The sequence below is a fragment of the Pseudomonas sp. FG43 genome (genome assembly GCF_057809175.1).
This window is the reverse complement of sequence record NZ_JBMDJL010000004.1, coordinates 295555-312967: the sequence shown is the minus strand read 5'-3', so window position 1 is coordinate 312967 and position 17413 is coordinate 295555. Positions and strand designations below refer to the sequence as shown.

General features: G+C 58.6%; 12 protein-coding genes. 8 read left to right on the top strand and 4 right to left on the bottom strand.

Features of this window, described 5'->3' with window-relative positions:
- Positions 1-28: 28 nt before the first annotated feature.
- Genes ACODS3_RS07515 through ACODS3_RS07505 form a run of 3 tightly spaced genes read left to right on the top strand, consistent with a single transcriptional unit; the run spans position 29 to position 5682 of the window.
- Positions 29-2263 (top strand): TonB-dependent receptor, encoded by a 2235-nt coding sequence (locus ACODS3_RS07515; protein ID WP_489033923.1) that lies wholly within the window; start codon positions 29-31, stop codon positions 2261-2263.
- Positions 2264-2275: 12 nt separating this feature from the next.
- The gene (locus ACODS3_RS07510) at positions 2276-5005 is read left to right on the top strand and encodes an exo-rhamnogalacturonan lyase family protein (protein ID WP_489033922.1); all 2730 of its coding nucleotides are present in this window, start codon (positions 2276-2278) and stop codon (positions 5003-5005) included.
- Positions 5006-5040: 35 nt separating this feature from the next.
- On the top strand, positions 5041-5682 hold the full coding sequence (locus ACODS3_RS07505; RefSeq protein ID WP_201017032.1) for a DUF6250 domain-containing protein: 642 nt from the start codon (positions 5041-5043) through the stop codon (positions 5680-5682).
- On the opposite strand, the gene ACODS3_RS07500 is transcribed toward ACODS3_RS07505, so the two are convergent.
- Entirely contained in the window at positions 5663-6634 is a 972-nt protein-coding gene (locus ACODS3_RS07500) for a LysR family transcriptional regulator (protein WP_489033921.1), read from the bottom strand. The two genes, ACODS3_RS07505 and ACODS3_RS07500, sit on opposite strands and share 20 nt — an antisense overlap.
- Before the next feature lie 263 nt (positions 6635-6897).
- Here ACODS3_RS07500 and ACODS3_RS07495 point away from each other — a divergent pair, with 263 nt between their 5' ends.
- The 4 genes from ACODS3_RS07495 to ACODS3_RS07480 all read left to right on the top strand — a co-directional run bounded on the left by ACODS3_RS07495 (position 6898) and on the right by ACODS3_RS07480 (position 13266).
- Positions 6898-8457 (top strand): sugar ABC transporter ATP-binding protein, encoded by a 1560-nt coding sequence (locus ACODS3_RS07495; protein ID WP_489033920.1) that lies wholly within the window; start codon positions 6898-6900, stop codon positions 8455-8457.
- 19 nt (positions 8458-8476) lie between these two features.
- Complete coding sequence (locus ACODS3_RS07490; RefSeq protein ID WP_374063356.1) at positions 8477-9475, top strand: ABC transporter permease; 999 nt, start codon at positions 8477-8479, stop codon at positions 9473-9475.
- Positions 9476-9502: 27 nt separating this feature from the next.
- Positions 9503-10558 carry a substrate-binding domain-containing protein gene (locus ACODS3_RS07485; protein ID WP_489033919.1) on the top strand — a complete coding sequence of 352 codons (1056 nt, stop codon included), beginning with the start codon at positions 9503-9505 and terminating at the stop codon, positions 10556-10558.
- Between the two features lie 320 nt (positions 10559-10878).
- On the top strand, positions 10879-13266 hold the full coding sequence (locus ACODS3_RS07480; RefSeq protein WP_489033918.1) for a TonB-dependent receptor plug domain-containing protein: 2388 nt from the start codon (positions 10879-10881) through the stop codon (positions 13264-13266).
- 155 nt (positions 13267-13421) lie between these two features.
- Here the strand turns inward: ACODS3_RS07480 and ACODS3_RS07475 are convergent, their stop codons facing one another.
- The 3 genes from ACODS3_RS07475 to ACODS3_RS07465 form a co-directional block, all read right to left on the bottom strand.
- Positions 13422-13883, bottom strand: coding sequence for a DUF3574 domain-containing protein (locus ACODS3_RS07475; protein ID WP_201017037.1), 462 nt, complete (start codon positions 13881-13883; stop codon positions 13422-13424).
- Between the two features lie 387 nt (positions 13884-14270).
- Positions 14271-15401 (bottom strand): hypothetical protein, encoded by a 1131-nt coding sequence (locus tag ACODS3_RS07470; protein WP_489033917.1) that lies wholly within the window; start codon positions 15399-15401, stop codon positions 14271-14273.
- A gap of 381 nt (positions 15402-15782) precedes the next feature.
- Complete coding sequence (locus ACODS3_RS07465; protein WP_489033916.1) at positions 15783-16730, bottom strand: cupin domain-containing protein; 948 nt, start codon at positions 16728-16730, stop codon at positions 15783-15785.
- A 103-nt stretch (positions 16731-16833) separates the two neighbouring features.
- On the opposite strand from ACODS3_RS07465, the gene ACODS3_RS07460 reads away from it, so the two are divergent.
- Entirely contained in the window at positions 16834-17394 is a 561-nt protein-coding gene (locus tag ACODS3_RS07460; protein ID WP_489033915.1) for a carboxymuconolactone decarboxylase family protein, read from the top strand.
- Positions 17395-17413 lie beyond the last annotated feature (19 nt).

Here is a 17413-nt window from a genome sequence, read left to right as displayed (position 1 = left end):
CGGCATCCATTGCTCGCTGGAACACCCCATGAAACTTGAAACTCAGCAAAAACACCTCCCTTGGGTCACCGGCATGGCACTGGTCATGGCAGTAGCGCCCGCGATGGCTGAAACCACGACCCGACTGGACACCGTACAGGTCGAGGGCGTGCGTCAGGCCGATCCCCAGCAGCCACCTTCGTCAAAGCGTGAGCTGAGTGGAAAGACCCTTGAACAACAGGGCATTTACCGGCTTGAAGACCTGCAACAAGTGGCCTCCGGCCTGGATGTGGCCACGGTGGACTCCTATGACACACGCATGACCATTCGGGGCGTGGGCGATGGCGGCGGCACCGAAATCAATATCGGCATGCCCAGCAGCGTCGGTCTGTTTCTCGACAACGTTTACCTGAGTCGACCGGGCATGATGTCCAACGACCTGCTGGATATCGAAAGCGCTGATGTGTTCAGCGGGCCGCAAGGGACGCTCAAAGGCTTCAACACCACGGGCGGGGCGGTGGATATCCATAGCCGCAAACCCACCTTCACGCCTGAAGGTTCGTTGCGCCAGTCCATCGGCCAGCGCGGCTATACCCAGACACAAGCGATGTTTTCCGGTCCCTTGGCTGAAACCCTGGCCGGGCGCATCAACCTGTCGCACACCGAAAAGGGCGGCTACATCAAGAACATCTACACCGGCCATGACCTGGGTGGCAGCAATCAGGATGGCATTCGCGGGCAGTTGCTCTGGCAGCCCGCGGACGATTTCAGCCTGCGGGTGATTGCTGACTACAACAAGGCGATCAGTGAGCCGGTGTCCGTGCTGGACAAGGCCAATACCGTCAATGGTACGGTGCCTTATCTGAACCGGACTGCATTGGTTGGTGCGACGGTGATAGGCGGGGGCTACAAGGTCAACGCCGACAGTGAAAACCAGGCGTACGTGCGCCAGGGTGGCCTGTCTGCGGAGGCAAACTGGAAGCTGGCCAACGGTTACAACCTGCGTTCGGTGTCGTCGTTCCGCTATTTCGGTTTCCAGCCCAACAATACCGATGCCCTGGACATTCCTCTGTATGCGGGCAGCGGCGCTGACGTGCGTGACCGCATCTGGTCCCAGGACATTCGTCTGGATTCACCCAAGGGCGAGCTTTTCGACTACGCCATCGGTGCCACTTACTGGGGCGAAAACCTCGACACCTTTGCCCATGACTACTATGCCGCGGGCACTCGCACTACGCAGTATTACGGCAACACGTCCAACACCGGCAAGACAGTAAAGCGCTGGGGCGAGATCAACGACACCGTGTTTTCGCTCTATGCCCAGGGCACCCTGCACGTTACCGAAAAATTCGATATCACGGCCGGGATACGCGACAGCTACAACAAGAAATCGGGCTCGTTTCGCCGGGTCAACAAGAACGATTTCGACTCTGGAGAGCTGAACCAGTACAGCCAGTTGCCTGCCGGTATGCTCAATTTCAGCTACTTCTTCATGCCCAACCTGCAAGGCTATTTCACCGTGGCCTATGGCGAGAAGGCAGGAGGCCTGAACGTCTCCTCGGGAGCTGCCAACACCGCAGGTTTCGACAGCCTGTTGATCGAGCCCGAGGAAACCCTTGGCAGCGAACTGGGGCTCAAGAGTCACTGGCTCGATAACCGGGTGATGGTGGATGCGGCCTTGTTCTGGTCGAAGGTGCGTAAATTCCAGACCACCGCCTATGACCTGGAAAGCCAGAGCAGTTACCTGATCAACGCCGGCACCATGCAATCGCGTGGCCTGGAAACCAATCTGACACTCAAGCCACTGGATGGCCTGAGCATCAACTTCAACGGCACGTTGCTGGACAACACGTATCTGGACTTCAAGGGCGGCAGATGCCCGGCGGAAGTGACGCTTGCGCCTCGTCCGCCAGCCTCCTGCGACCTGACCGGCAGCCGGGTGTTCCGCTCGCCGAAACTCACCTACAACCTGAGCAGCCGCTACGAGTGGCAGGCATTCGAGGGCCTGGAAGCCTTTGTCGCCGGGCGCTATTCGTATCGCACCTGGGCCTACGGCACCGTGGACAACTCCGAATTCACCCGCATTCCGGGCTATGGCCTGCTGAGTCTGTCCACCGGCCTGAGCGGCAAATATAACGAGGGCACCTGGAATGCTTCGTTGTGGGCCAACAACGTCACGGACAAACGCTATTACCGCTCACTGAATGCTGGCGACTATGGCTCGGCCTTTGGTGTGGTGGGTGAGCCGCGTACCTTGGGCATGACCGTTGGCTACGACTTCTAAAGGCCCTGACCGATGAGCAGATTTTTACTCGATCGCCGAAGCTTCATGCGAGCCGGTGCTGCACTGACAGGCTCCGCGCCCTTTATCGGCAGCGCTCTGGCTGCACAGCCGGCCCCCAAGGCCGAGGCCCGACTCGGTTGGCTGGGCAAGCAAACCCCGGCGTCGTTCAGCGGCGTGACCTGGGGCACGCCATGGCCCTGGGGGCAGGTTGCCGCTGGCAGCCAGTTTCAGATTCACGGCAGCGATGGATCGGCGCCGTCATTGCAAAGCTGGCCGCTGGCTTACTGGCCTGACGGCAGCCTGAAATGGACTGCCCATGCCATGGGGCCGCAGCAGGGTGTTGCAGAATATTATGATCTGCGCCCGGCCAGTGTCGTGGCACCTGAAGGACGTGCGCTGGCCAGTGAAAACGATGAGCAGATCCGCATCGACACCGGCGTGCTGCAATGTGTGATCCCGCGCCAGGGCGAAAGCGTGTTGAGCAGTGTCAGCCGTAATGGTCGCATCACCTTGCAGAGCGGACATCTGGTGCTGCAAGTGCAGGGCGACCCTGACCAGCCCGCAACGCCGACCCGTCAATATCGCAGTGAAATACAGCGTGTCGTGCTGGAACAGAATGGCCCGGTACGCGCGGAGGTGGCCTTGCACGGCACCCATCGGTTGCTGGACGGCGACGGGACTTTGCTGCCTTTCATCGTGCGTATCTATGCCTATGCCAACAGTGAAAACCTGCGCCTGATTCACACCTTGCTGATCGATATCGATGAGCAGCATGACTTCATCAAGGGCGTGGGCCTGCGTTTCGATACGCCTCTCGATCAACCCTTGCATGACCGGCATGTGCGCTTCGTCGGTGCCAACGGTGGCATCTTTGCCGAAGCAGTGCGTGGCCTGACCGGCCTGCGCCGCAATCCGGGCGATGAGGTCATGCGCGCTCAGGTCGAAGGCAGAAGCACCGGTCCTGTGGAAGGCTTTGCCCCGGAAGTTGCCAATCGACTGCACTACATTCCCGCGTTCGGCAGCTATCGCTTGCTGCAGGCGTACCCGGACGGTTTCCAGATCAGCAAGCGCACAACGTCCGGCCAGAGCTGGCTCAACAGTGCCACGGGGCAAAGGGCGGCAGGCGTGGGGTATATCGGCTCGCCTCAGGGTGGCGTGGTATTCGGCCTGCGCAATTTCTGGCAGAGCTACCCGGCGCAGCTGGATATCGAAGATGCGCAGACCGAAAGGGCGCAAGTCACTCTCTGGCTATGGGCGCCTCAGGCCGCACCGATGGACCTGCGCAGCTACCACGACGGCATGGGCCAGGACAGCTTCGTCAAACAGCGCGAAGCCCTGGAAATCACCTACGAAGATCATGAACCCGGCTTCGGCACTCCCTCGGGCGTTGCGCGGACCAGTGAGCTGGAGTTGCAGTTCGTTGCTGCCACGCCCAGTGGCGCAGTGTTGCAACAGATTGCCCAGCGCATTCAAGAGCCGCCACTGCTGCTGGCATCCCCCGAGCGCCTGCATGCAGCAGGCGTGTTCGGGCCTGACTGGGCACCGGTCAGGAAAGAGACCGGGCGCAAGCAACAGATCGAGCAGCAACTGGCGTGGTATTTCGATTTCTATCGCGACGAAGTCGAGCAGCGAAAATGGTACGGGTTCTGGGATTACGGCGATGTCATGCACACCTATGACGAGCAGCGGCATGTCTGGCGCTATGACGTGGGTGGTTTTGCCTGGGACAACTCGGAGCTGAGCACCGATCTTTGGCTCTGGTATTACTTCTTGCGCACCGGCCGCCAGGACGTGTTCCGAATGGCCGAAGCGATGACCCGCCATACCGGCGAGGTTGACGTGCATCATATCGGGCGGTTTGCGCCGCTGGGTTCGCGGCATAACGTTCAGCACTGGGGCGACAGTGCAAAACAGTTGCGCATTTCGACTGCCGCCAATCGCCGGTTCTTGTATTACCTGACCGCCGATGAGCGCATCGGTGATTTGCTCAATGAGCAAGTCGAGGCCTTGCGCACCCTGCGCGAAGTGGTGCCCGGCCGCAAGATCGGCCAGCAACGCGACCCTCGCGACGGCTATGCCAGCATCACGTTCGGTACCGATTGGGGAGCCATTGCTGCCGCCTGGCTGACTGACTGGGAGCGCAGCGGCGATCCGGCCATGGCTCGCCGCCTGCTCAACAGCATGGAGACGATTGCCGCGCAGCCCCATGGCTTTTTCACTGGGCTTGGCAACATGCAACTGGACAGCGGACGCTTCGATATCGACACCAGTGGCAAGCTGTCGGTGTCGCACCTCTCGGCAGTATTCGGTCTGGCTGAAATCTGTAGCGAGCTATTGCAGCTTTTGCCCTCGGCCAGTTTCGAGCGCGCCTGGCTGGATTACTGCCGGTTGTACAACGCCCCGGCCGCTGAGCGGAAAAAAGCCCTGGGCGCACCACTGGCCAATCTCAATCTCGCCCAGGGCCATGCACGGCTGACGGCATTCGCGGCCTATCGATTGCGTGACCGTGGCATGAAAGACCGGGCCTGGAAGGAGTTCTTCGGCGGTTCGGGCGGTATCCCGAAACCCAACCGAAGCCTGCATGTCGTGCAGCCGCCAGCCTATCTGTATCCGTTGAATGAGCCTGATCCCGTGTCGGTGATCGATGAGCATTCCGGAACATCCGCTGCGGCCAATCTATCGACCAATGCCGTGGCCCAGTGGGGCCTGACCGCTATCGCCTTGTTGGCGCTGGATAACTAGACGGTCCTTTATTCATCTGTTTCGAGACTGTATTCATGCCTCACCCGAATGCTGCACCCCTCGCGCCTGCAAGCGTGGTTGTCCAGGATGACTTCCAGACCTTCAACACTCGACTCTGGATCGCCGAAACCGAATTGCCGGAGCAATCCCGTGTCTGGGCCGAACACGGCCGCCTGATCATGGATACCCGCGCCGGAATGACCGTCTGGCTGCGCCAGCGCCTGAGCGGAGCCTACCGCATCGAATTCCTGCGTCAGGTGCTGGTGGCAGGGCAGGCCAATGATCGCCTGTCGGACATGAACGTCTTCTGGGGCGCTCATGATGGAGGGGCCAGCGAACTGATCGAGCGTGACGGCGTGCTGGAATCCTATGACTCGCTGGCGACCTGGTACGTGGGCATGGGCGGCAATAGCAACAGCACCACCCGGTTTCGTTACTACGACGGTCAGGGCAATCGTCCGTTACTGGGCGAGAAACTGGATGCTGCCCATCTGCTGGAGGCGGGGAGGATTTACCGGATTCGTATCGACGTGACCTCTTCATCGACTCGCTACTGGGTCGATGAAGAGCTGGTGTTCGAGCAAGCGCTCAATGGGCTGCCGGTTGCCGGGTATTTCGGCTTGCGGTCGGTCTGGTCGCGTCAGGCAATCAGCCGCTTCAGTGTGCAAGCCCTGTAAGGGGCAGGTCGGCGAGTTCGTCTTGCGGCGGATTCGCTTCCAGCGCCTGCATCGCCTGATCCGCCTCATGAAAGGCGTCGATCAGGTTTTGCGCCAGGAATGACAGCTTGTAGCCGGCACGGCTGACGATGCCGTAATGGGTGAAGAACTCCGGCGCCTGAGGGTCCAGCCCCGTGACGTTGAGCAACTTGAGGCCCTGACGCAAGTAAGGGTTATTACGACTGACGTTGGTGGTACCGATGGCATCGGAATGCTGGATGACACTGATCAGGCTGTAGCCGTTATCGCATTCGATGCTGGTTTGAAAGTCCGGCCGCCCGCTGAGTTCGACCAGCGCCTTGCGCAGATTGGGCGGGCGTACGGTGCCTGCCAGCGGGTAGCTGAACAATTGCTCTACGGTGACTTCATCGAACGCGGCCAGAGGATGCTCGCTGCGGCAGCAGAAACCCCAGCGGTGCTGGCTGAGCAGTTGGACCCGGTAATCCGGGTCGTGCTCGAAGTTACGGGCGTCGGCCACGAAGAACTCGCATTCCTCAGCCAGCAGTCGCTGCCCCAGGGCTTGCCAGTTATCGACATGAAAACGCAGCCGGACCTTGGGCAAGCGACGGGTGAAAAGCCCCAGTGCCTGTGGCATCAGCCAGGCTGCCGGAGCAGGGCCGCAAGCGAACGACAGCTCACCGTCCTCGTTTTCGTTGAACTGATGAACTGCATTGATCAGATCGTGGGCGTTGCCAATCATCAGTCGTGCATGTTCCAGCACGATCAGGCCTTTCTTGGTGGGTGCCAGGTTGCGGGTTCGATCGATCAGGCGGGTTCCGAAACTCTGTTCAAGTGCCTGGATACTGCGGCTGAATGCCGACTGGGACAGGCTGACCGACTCGGCGGCAAGGCCGAAGTTGCGATACTCCACCAAGGCAATGAAGTGCCGCAGTTGACGTAGATCCAGATGCATTGGCAGCAATGACTCATAGGAACAAGCGCGTGACTTTGCCGGATTTGTCGGGTTTTTAAAAAGAACTAAAAGCATGTTGCCGATCATCATCCGGCATAAGGCCAGTGATGAAAGTGCTTCTATGGATATTTCAATTGGTTATTTATCGCCGGATAACCCGTCCATTAGGCTATATGCGATTTCGTCTCTCCTGAAGACGTCGTTTATCGCAGTGTTACCCGTGCGCGGCCTGCTTTTCTCTGATTCCTTGTGTTGAGTTCTCCATGAAAGTGCCCGTAACGGTCCCTCATGATCCTCTGGTCAGTACCCGTGGGCTGGGCAAGTCATTCGGCTCAAGCCGGGTCTTGCAGGATATCGACCTGAACCTTTATCCCGGTGAGGTTGTTGCCTTGCTCGGTGCCAATGGTGCGGGCAAATCCACCCTGGTCAAAATCCTCTCCGGCAGCCATGGCCATGATGCGGGCGAGTTGCAGGTCGAGGGCAGGGCGCTTGGTTTTGCTTCCCCCCATGAAGCGCGGCGCGCCGGTATCGTTGCCGTTCACCAGCAGGTCGACGAGGCGGTGGTGCCGGGGTTCAGCGTGGCCGAGAATCTGGTCCTGGACGAGTTGTGCCAGCCCCAAGGTTCCATCTGGAGCAAGCGACGACATCTGCATGAACGGGCTGCACAGATCGCCGCAGGTCTGGATTTGCATCTGTCGCTGGACGCCGCCATCGAAAGCCTCGGCACGGCTGAACGGCAACTGGTGGTGCTGGCTCGTGCGCTGGCACTCAAGCCCCGCTTGCTGGTGCTGGATGAGCCCACCGCTTCATTGTCTTCTGCCGAAGCGGAGCGCCTGTTCGCGTTGATCGACGTGCTGCGCGGGCGCGGGGTCAGCATTCTCTACATTTCCCATCGCTTGTCAGACCTGCAGCGTATTGCCGACCGTGCGATTGTGCTGCGCGACGGACGCCTCGCTGGCGAGTTCGCGGCACCGCTGGACCTTGCCGCTGCCGTGCGGGCCATGCTCGGCAGTGAGCTGGCGCCTGTGGTTCACCAGCAGACCGAGCGCGGGCGTGAAGTGGTGCGGATGCGCGATTGTCGACTCAGTGAAGCCAGCGCGGCTTTCGATCTGAATCTGTACAAAGGCGAAGTGGTCGCCATGACTGGCCTGCTTGGGGCTGGCAAGAGTGAGATAGCCGAACTTCTCTTCGGCCTGCGTCAGCCTGTGACGGGCGTTATCGAACTGGATGGCCAGCACTGGGCTCCGTCATCGCCACGCGAGGCTATTGCGGGCGGTGTATTCATGGCCTGCGAGGACCGCGTGCGTGGCTCGTTGGTGCCGGGCTTTTCCCTGACGCGAACCCTGACCTTGCCGTTTCTGCAGCGATTCAGCCGTGGCGGTTTTATTGATGCTGGCGCAGAGCGCGAAGCGGTGCAGGAGCAAGTGCAAACTCTGGGCATCAAGTGTGCGGGCCTTGATGTGCCGATGGAGATGCTTTCTGGCGGCAATCAACAGAAAGTGGTACTGGCCCGCTGGCTGCTGGGTAATGCCCATCTGCTGATTCTCGACGAGCCGTTCCAGGGTGTGGATATCCGCGCTCGCCGGGAAATCGGTGCGCGAATTCGTGCCAGCGCCGGGCAGCGCGCCACGCTGGTGATCTGCTCCGATCCCGACGAAGCATTGGAAATCGCCGACCGGATTCTGGTGGTGCGTGACGCCAGTGTGGTGGCCGACTACCCGCGTGCCGGTCTGCAACGCGAGCAACTGGTCGCGCAAATGGCGGGCGTCGCCCCGCAACCTGACATCAACCCTCTGCATCGCCAAGGAGCCACGCTTGCCTGAGTCGACTTCTTCACATTTCCTGAAGCCACGGCCATGGGAGCCATTGCTGCGCTTCACTATTCATTACGGCCTGTTGTTGCTCCTGGCGTTGGTGGTCGTGCTGTTTTCGGTACTGGAACCTGCGTTTTTGCGGGTTGGCAACCTGTTCATCATTCTTCAGTCGGTGTCCATCGTCGCGCTGCTGGCTCTGGGTGTGACCCTGAGCATGTCGGTGGGCGGGCTCGACTTGTCCATCGGTGCGGTGGCCGCCATGAGCCTGATGTGTGCCAGCTACGTAATGGTGGTTCTGGACTGGGGGCCGCTGCCGGCGATTTTCATCAGTCTTGCCTGTGGGGCGCTGGTGGGATTGCTCAACGGATTTCTGATCGTACGCATGGGCGTTCCGGACATTCTGGCGACCTTGGGCAGCATGTTCCTGATCATCGGCCTGCAACTGATTCCTACCGGTGGCCGCTCCATTGCGGTCGGCATGACCTTGCCCAACGGCGACGAAGCTTCCGGCAGCTTCAGTGCGGCTTTTCTGGCGATTGGCCGTGCGCGGCTATGGGACACGGTGCCGGTTCCGGTGCTGGTCATGCTGGTGGTCGCGCTACTGGTCTGGGGCTTTCTTGAACTGACCCGCTTTGGCCGGGTGTTCTACGCCATTGGTGGCAACGAGCGGGCGGCGCGGCTGGCCGGTGCGCCGGTGGAAAAATACAAACTGCTGGCCTATGTGCTCTCGGCGTTGCTGGCTTCACTGGGCGGCCTGTTGCTGGCGGCCCGGCTGGGACGTGGCGATGTCAGTTCCGGTAATGGTCTGGTGCTGGATGCGCTGGGTGCGGCACTGATCGGTTTCGCCGTGCTCGGTGCCCGCAAGCCCAATGCCTTTGGCACTCTGGTGGGCGCGTTGCTGGTTGCAACATTGCTCAACGGCCTGACCATGCTCAATGCCCCTTATTACACCCAGGATTTCGTCAAGGGCGCGGTACTGGTCCTGGCGCTGATGTTTACCTTCGGCCTCGCGCAACGGGCGCGCTGAGCCTCACTGTCAGAGAAGGAACACTCGATGCATCGACTCATCACACGCGGGCTGCGACGCCTGCTCGCCGCCACGCTGGTCGCTTCACTGGCCACCGGTGCCAGCGCTGCCGGAATTGCCGGTGCGCCAGCGCCATTCGACAAGGGCGGAGTCAATATCGCGCTGGTGGGGTATCTGTTCTCGGGGGACTTCCCCGAGGCTTACCTGCGTGGCGTCGAGAAACAGTCGGAAGCGCTGGGCATCAATCTGCGCCTGTTCGATGCGCGACAACAGGCGGCGACCCAGCGTGAGATGCTGGAGCAGGCCATCGACCTGGGCGTCGATGGCATCATCGTGCAACTGGGCCTGGCCGAAACCCTCAAGGACACCGTGGCCAAGGCCGTCGCCAAAGGCATCAAGGTGGTTGCCTTCGATATCGACCTGGGCAATCCGCAAGTGACCCAGATTGAACAGGATCACCATCAACTGGCGCGTCTGGCTCTGGATCAGGCACTCAAGGACAACGGCAACGCATTCCAGGCGGGTTATCTGTTCATCGGTGGCTTTACGCCGATGGAGCGTCGCGATGAAATCTGGCGTCAGGTCAAGGCGGATAATCCCGGTATCGTCGAGAAGGCACGTTTCGGCACCCTCAATCCGCCCATCGCCAACTCGGTCGCGGATCAGGCCAGTGCGGTGCTGCGGGCCAATCCCGGTTTGCAGGTGATCTTCGCGCCCTTCGACGAGTTCGCCAAAGGGGCCAAGATCGCAGTCGATGAGGCTGGCCTGGGCAAGCAGATCAAGATCTACAGTGCCGACATTTCCACGGCCGATATCCAGATCATGAAAGAGCCCGGCAGCGCCTGGGCTGCCACGGCTGCCGTAAACCCTGAGGTGGCAGGCGCAATCAGCGTGCGCAGCCTGGCCATGCGTATTGCCGGTGAAGATCCGGGAGCCCGTGTACTGGTCCCGCCAACCCTGATTACCCGCCAGCAGTTGCTGGATCTGGATGTGAAGAATGTCCGCGACCTGGCCAAGAAAGTACCTGCGTTCGGTGAAGCAGCGGGTGTAGCGCGTTCGGCCTGGATTCCGTTGGCTAAATAAAATGAATGTCTTTCGCGAATGAATTCGCTCCCACAGAGTAGGAGCGAATTCATTCGCGAAAAAGCCCATGTAACTGTTGCTTTGCCAACAACTAATGTTGAATAAGCAACAGTGTTGAAGGCCGATATAACCTAAGTATTATTGGTTCTTTGGCATTGATTGCCGCCTCGTCTAATGTCCTGTCCTCAAAGGGTTTTATTGGCTCTTTGTGTCTTTTTTGCATTGATCTCGCTACTTGCCAGAATTTAAAAATTACAGCAGAAAACCGCCGCAACTCTTGCTTGTCGGCAGGTATTTTTGCGACTCAAAGGAGCCGTTCCATGTATTACCGTTCACGGTCACTGCTGGCTGCCGCTGTCGTGGCGGCAATGACACAAGTTCCCGCGCAAGCCGAAGAAGCGTCCCCGAGTGCGGACGAGGACACACGCCTTGGCGCCGTACTGGTGACCGGCACGCGAGGCAAGGCCCGTACTGTGCTGGATTCGCCCGTGCCGGTAGACGTATTGACCGCCGATGACCTCAAGTCCGCCGCAGCCGGTGGGGGCGAACTGGGGCAGGCGTTGCAGACGCTATTGCCGTCGTTCAGTTTTCCCCGCCAGTCCAACTCCGGCGGTGCCGACCATGTACGGGCCGCGCAACTGCGGGGCATGAGTCCCGATCAGGTGCTGGTTCTGGTCAACGGCAAGCGTCGGCATACCTCTGCGCTGGTCAACGACTCCTCGAAGATCGGTCGCGGCACCGCGCCGGTGGATTTCAACTCGATCCCCGTCAGTGCCATCAAGCGCATCGAAGTGCTGCGCGACGGGGCCGGTGCGCAATATGGTTCTGACGCCATTGCCGGGGTGATCAATATCATCCTCGACGATGCTCCCGAAGGCGGTGAAGTCTCGACCACTTATGGCGCTTTCCACACGCGCCAGGATGCCATCGGCAAGACCACGACCGATGGCCGCAACTCGCTGACGACGGCCAAGATCGGTGCCCGTCTGGGCGACGAGGGTGGTTTCATCCGTGGCGGCACCGAATACAAGGATCGCGACCCGACCAACCGCGCCGGATTCGACGGTTTTTCCGACACGCCGGGCCAGCGCAACTATGTAATGGGCGACGGCGTGGCACGGGACATCAATGCCTGGTTCAACAGCGAGCTGCCGCTGGGCAACGGCAAAGCCTATTCATTTGGTACTTACAACGAACGGCATACCACAGGTGCCGAGTTCTATCGCTATCCCGGCGATCAGCCGCAGTTTTATCCAAACGGCTATCTGCCGCAGTCACTGGGCGATAACAAGGACCTGTCGGCCACCGTAGGCTTCAAGGGCCTGATCGGCGAGCAATGGGATTTCGACAGCAGCCTTACCCATGGCCGCAACCATTTTGAATCGGCGACCCAGCGCACCCTCAACGTTGCCTTGGGGGCTGATTCGCCGACCCGTTTCGATACCGGAACCTACGAACTGCGCCAGACCACCGGCAACCTGGATTTCACCCGTGAACTGCGCCTTGCCGGCCGCCCGTTCGTGCTGGCGCTGGGCGGCGAATACCGCTACGAAAACTACCTGACCTACGCGGGCGACGAAGCTTCGTATTTCGGCACCGGAGCCGATGGTGCCAACGGCCTGCGCCCGAGCGAAGAAGTGGACCTGGACCGTAATGTCTTCGGCACCTACGCCGAATTGTCCGTCGACCTGACCGACCGGCTGTTTGTCGATGCGGCAACTCGCTGGGAGCGTTATGACGATGCGGGCAGCAAACTCACCGGCAAGTTGAGCGGGCGCTATCGCCTGACCGAGCAACTGGCCTTGCGCGGTGCCGTCTCGAACAACTTCCGGGCGCCGTCGCTGGCGCAGGTCGGCTTCCAGAACACCACCAGCAACTTCGGTACAGGCGGCACGCTGACCGATATCCGGGTGCTGTCGGTCAATGACCCGATTGCCCGCGCGCTGGGTGCCGAGGACCTGAAACCGGAAACCTCGAAGAACTTCAGCCTCGGCCTGACGGCGCAATTGAGTGAGCGTTTCGATGCGTCCTTCGATGTGTTCCGCATCGACGTCAAAGACCGCATTACCCTGTCCCAGCGCATCGGCAGCGACGCTCTGGAGCAGTACATCAACGATAACCTCGGTGTTGCCGGGGTCCATGATGTGAACTTCTTCACCAACGCCGCCGACACCCGCACCGATGGTGCCGAACTGGTCCTCAATTACCGCCAGCCATGGCTGGACGGGCAACTGGGCCTGACCACGGCTTACACCTGGAACCACACCAAAGTCACCAAGACCAAAGGCACGCCGTCACAGCTCAGCAATCTCGGGATTGGCAGCGATGCGCTGGTGGGCGTGGAAGAGCGTAACACCCTGACCGATGCTGCACCCAGGGACCGTTTTGTGCTTTCTGCCAACTGGGCCAGCCAGCACTGGGGCCTGCTTGGCCGCCTGACGCGCCAGGGCAAGACCACCCGTGTGTTCGATTTCGGGGATTCCCAGCCGGAACAGACCTATAACGCGGTCTGGCAACTGGATGCCGAGGTGCAGTACAAATTCACGCCCAGGTTCGATATTGCTCTGGGTGGCAACAACCTGACCGACAATTATCCGGAACGCTCCAACTCCGAGATCAACTACGGCGGCAACCTGCCGTATGACGTGCTGTCACCGATTGGTACCAATGGCGCGTATTACTATGCTCGGGTGACTTACGGATTCTGAGCCGCCCTACAGGGGTAATGCAAAAACTGGGGGCCAGTGTGAAAACCGTGGGAGGGGCCTTGGCCGCGACGGCCATATCAGAGTTGAGTGTATGAATGTCGTCGCGGCCAAGGCCTCTCCCACAAGTGATATGTACGTTGATACGAGGCGATCGCTTAAAAGGAAATTTCTGCCGGTTGCGACAGGCGCAACACCGAAAGGTCGCCTGTGATGCGCTTCCAGGCCAGGCGGATAGCCTCGATGTTTTCGCGGTTCTTCGCCGTATTTTCATGCAGGATCACGATTAACCTGGTGTTCAGCCGCTCTGGCTGCGTAGCCCCCTTGTCGCGCCACTGGCCATAGGCATCGAGGGCAGTGAAACCATCAGGGAAACGTGGCGTGACCTCCTTGTCGAGAAACTCCCGCCAGCGGGTCACATTGGCCTGATCCTTCTCGCTGTCCAGCAACCCCAACGAAAAATACAACTCCGTGCGCAGCCAGGTCGCTTGCGGTGGACGGCCACTGTCGCCCTGCAAGGTGGAAGTGCTCGGGTTGGTCGTATGAACGGGAAGTGTGGGGGAGGCAGTGCAACCGACCAGCAACATCAACAGGCCAGGTAGTAACAAGCGTGGCAACATCAGGGATTCCTGTAGTGGCATCAATAAAGAGGCTCACTATAAGAAGCGGGAGTAATGGTTAGAAATAATAAAAAACCTGTTTCCTGAATCAAAAAGAATAAGCGAACCAGACTACCTCCCGATTACCAGCGCTGCGCCAGGGACACCGCAATACTTGAAAGGAGCGTAGTGTTTTTCTGCCACGGCAGCGGCGGCAACAAGGACCTATGGCGTAAGCAATGGCAAGTGCTGGTTCCATCTGGTGGCCTGGCACAGGCTCGGACATGGCGTCAGCGACAAACCAAGGCAACCCGAAGCCTGCGCCTGGAACGAACGGCACCTGCCTGACCCTCAGCGTACTGGCAAAACTTCAGCAGACCGGCACCTTTGCCGCACACCATCGCCGTTTCATGCGTTTCTGGAGTAGATATTGAGTAATTTATCTTTGTCGGTGGGTTCAAACTCATCAAGTTTTATGGCTGCAAGATCAGGAGAGAGGACTTTATTGGCCAATTGATACGCATTGTCGGCGCTTGCAATGGAGGTGAAACGGTAGAACGTGTAGTAAAAGTTATGCCAGCTGTAGCTCAGCGTTTCAGTTTCCAATGCCGCTACGTCGATACCTTTGTCAGCCCATTTGGTTATCACCTTAGCGTTATAAACCGTTTGCTTATAACCCTTTTCAGGCACGCCGACTATCAACTGTCCCTTATTGTTTTTCAGGATGGCGGCTGCCGGTACTTCTCCCTTGATCAGTATTTCACGGGTTCGAATAACATCCAGCATAGCCAACTGCCGCTCATCATCCAGAGTGGTGCTGCCTTTGGCCTTGGTATGTGCCTTGCCTGCGTCGATTACTTTAGGCAAGTCTACGATATCGCCCTGCCAGATTGCGAACGCACCGGCTGCGGCAGGCGAGTGAAGGTCGTAGATGTCTTTGGCAGGAACGAAGGCAAGATCAATGATGACGGAGCCGAAAACACTTCTGAACTCCTTTCCCTTCGTTGAAAATACCGATTTGTTGGTGGTGGTAGCAGATATATATCGCTTGCGCCAGCCGCGTGTATGGCTGATCAGGGTTTTGAGTTCATTCTGTATTCCACGTTGACCCTGATAGTGTTTGTTTTCGTCGCTGGTGAAGTCTTGATTATGAACTGCCTTCATAACCTGCTTTGACTTATCAGCGCTCGACAGGTTCTCCGAGTCAGATTGGTTGATGCCTCTTACCAGGTAACGCCGGACAAAGAAGACTTTGCCGTTCTTCTCGAAACGCACATACTCTCTTGAACCCAGGTCCTGCCGACAATAGACAGCATTTTTGGCCTCTGCTGGCTGGTGCTCTAGTTTTACGAATCCGTCGCTATCGATAAATATCGTACCCACTAATTCCTTATCGGTTGTCCAGGCCTTTTCACCTTTTAATTCAAGTGCAATGTCATGAGTGTTATTTTCATTGACTGGCAGGCATTTGATATTTGCCTTGAGCCGGGACATGTCGTTACGAACACGTTCGTCTACTTCGCTCAAAGCAGTAGCCATGCATTGCTCCAGACGCTCTTTCAGTTGTTGCGGGCTATGCACACCGTTACTGACTCTGGATGAGTGATGCAGGAAAAGGCTTGAAATAATTTGCTCCGATCAATACGTCCATTAGCGTTCAGTGTACGTAAACGTTCAATTTCCTGATGCAAGGTTTGTTCGTACTGTCTCGCGTTTGTTTTCTTGTCCTCGCTCAGACTATTCAGTGTAACGCTCACTCCTGCCCTGAGAAAACTAAAAAGGGAGCCGGTCGACGAGGGGAGATACATGTTTTTAGAAATCAGATATTGAAATTTTATCGGCATGTCTTACTTCTCCACTAGTTTTCCGATACTGTGCATCGTCTTTCCTGAGACCAGCGCCATACAATAACTACTCTGTTCATCCCAAGCCAGATTTCCAACAAAGAACTATCCCCTCAACCCCCTCATGCTGCCTGCGATAAGCCCCCGGCTGCACGCCAATCGCCTTATTGAACGCTCGGGTAAACGCCGCAGTCGATTGATACCCCACCGCAGTCGCCACTTGTTCAACCGTCCTGTTCGCCTTGAGGAACTGACAAGCATGGCGCATGCGCAGGGCGAGGAGTACCTGACCCGGTGACTGGCCGGCCAGTTCGTTGAAGCGTTTGAAAAAGGCCGAGCGTGACAGGCCGGTGCAGGCGGCCATGCTTTCCAGGCCCCAGGGTTGTTCCGGGTGTTCGATCATTTTTGCCAGCAGGCCTGCAAACGCCGGGTTTCTGGCCAGGGCAACCATGCCGCCCAGTGCCGGGTTGTCGGCAACGTGCTGGCGCAGTACGTACAGAAACAGCAGGTGGCTGAGGCGTTCGAGGATTGACGAGGAGGGTGCCGGTAGCCGCTGGCACTCCTGCAGGATCAACTGGAACAGGCTGCGAGCGGCATCGGAGGACGGTTCGTCGGCGCGCAGTATCAGCCAGTCGGGCAGGGCTTCGATCAGCAGTGACGACAGGCCCGATTGAAAGTGGAAAAAACCACAGACCAGCCCGACGCCATCGGTTGCAGTGCTGTTCAGTGCCTGCATCTCGATGCGCGGCTGGCTGCGGGCATCTTCAGGCTGTGCTTCATTCGACAGCCGATAATCCAGGTCGCGCAGCAGAAATACCGCATCGCCGGTATCGAGCCGTTTCGGCTGTTCATGCCCTTCGATATGCAGCCAGCAATTGCCCTGAACCACCAGATGGAAACTGGTCCGTGCCATGCCATGGGTGCTGGCATGCCAGCCGCCGCAGTAGCGGCCCACGTGGAACAGGTTGGCATCCAGTTCCAGGCTTTCTAATAACCAATCGATAACAGGACTTGATGAAATCATCTAAGGGAAACACTCAGGAGCAAGTAATTGCGACTTTAGAATATGGATCGGAATTCTTATAACCAACAGACTTGGACCCATCTTGTATCAAGGAGTCCACTCCATGTCTCGTGTCACTGTTCACTCCGTGCAAAGCGCTCCCGAAGCGGCCAGGCCTTTTCTGGAAAAAGCCCAGGCGACCTCCGGGTACATTCCCAATCTGCTGGGGGTGCTGGCCAATGCACCTGCGGCGCTGGAAACCTACCTCACCGTTTCGGGGCTCAACGCCAAGGCTGAGCTAAGTCTGGCCGAAAGGGAAGTCGTACAACTGATTGCCGCCACTACCCATGAATGCAGTTTCTGTGTGGCAGGTCATACCGCGGTGGCCCTCAACAAGGCTAAATTGCCGAAGGAGGTCGTCGATGCCCTGCGTGAGCGCGGCGAGTTGCCTGAGGAAAAGCTCGAAATACTGGCTGACTTTACCCGCGCCGTCATTGCGACTCGCGGTAATGTCAGCGACAGCACTTACGAAGTATTTCTGGCCGCCGGTTACAGTCAGGGCCACGCGCTGGAAGTGATTCTGGGCGTCAGCCTGGCGACCTTGTGCAACTTTGCCAATGTATTTGCCAGAACACCGCTCAACCCTGAGCTGGCCCAGTACCAGTGGCAAGGTCCTGAACATTAATACGTGGCACGGGAGAAAC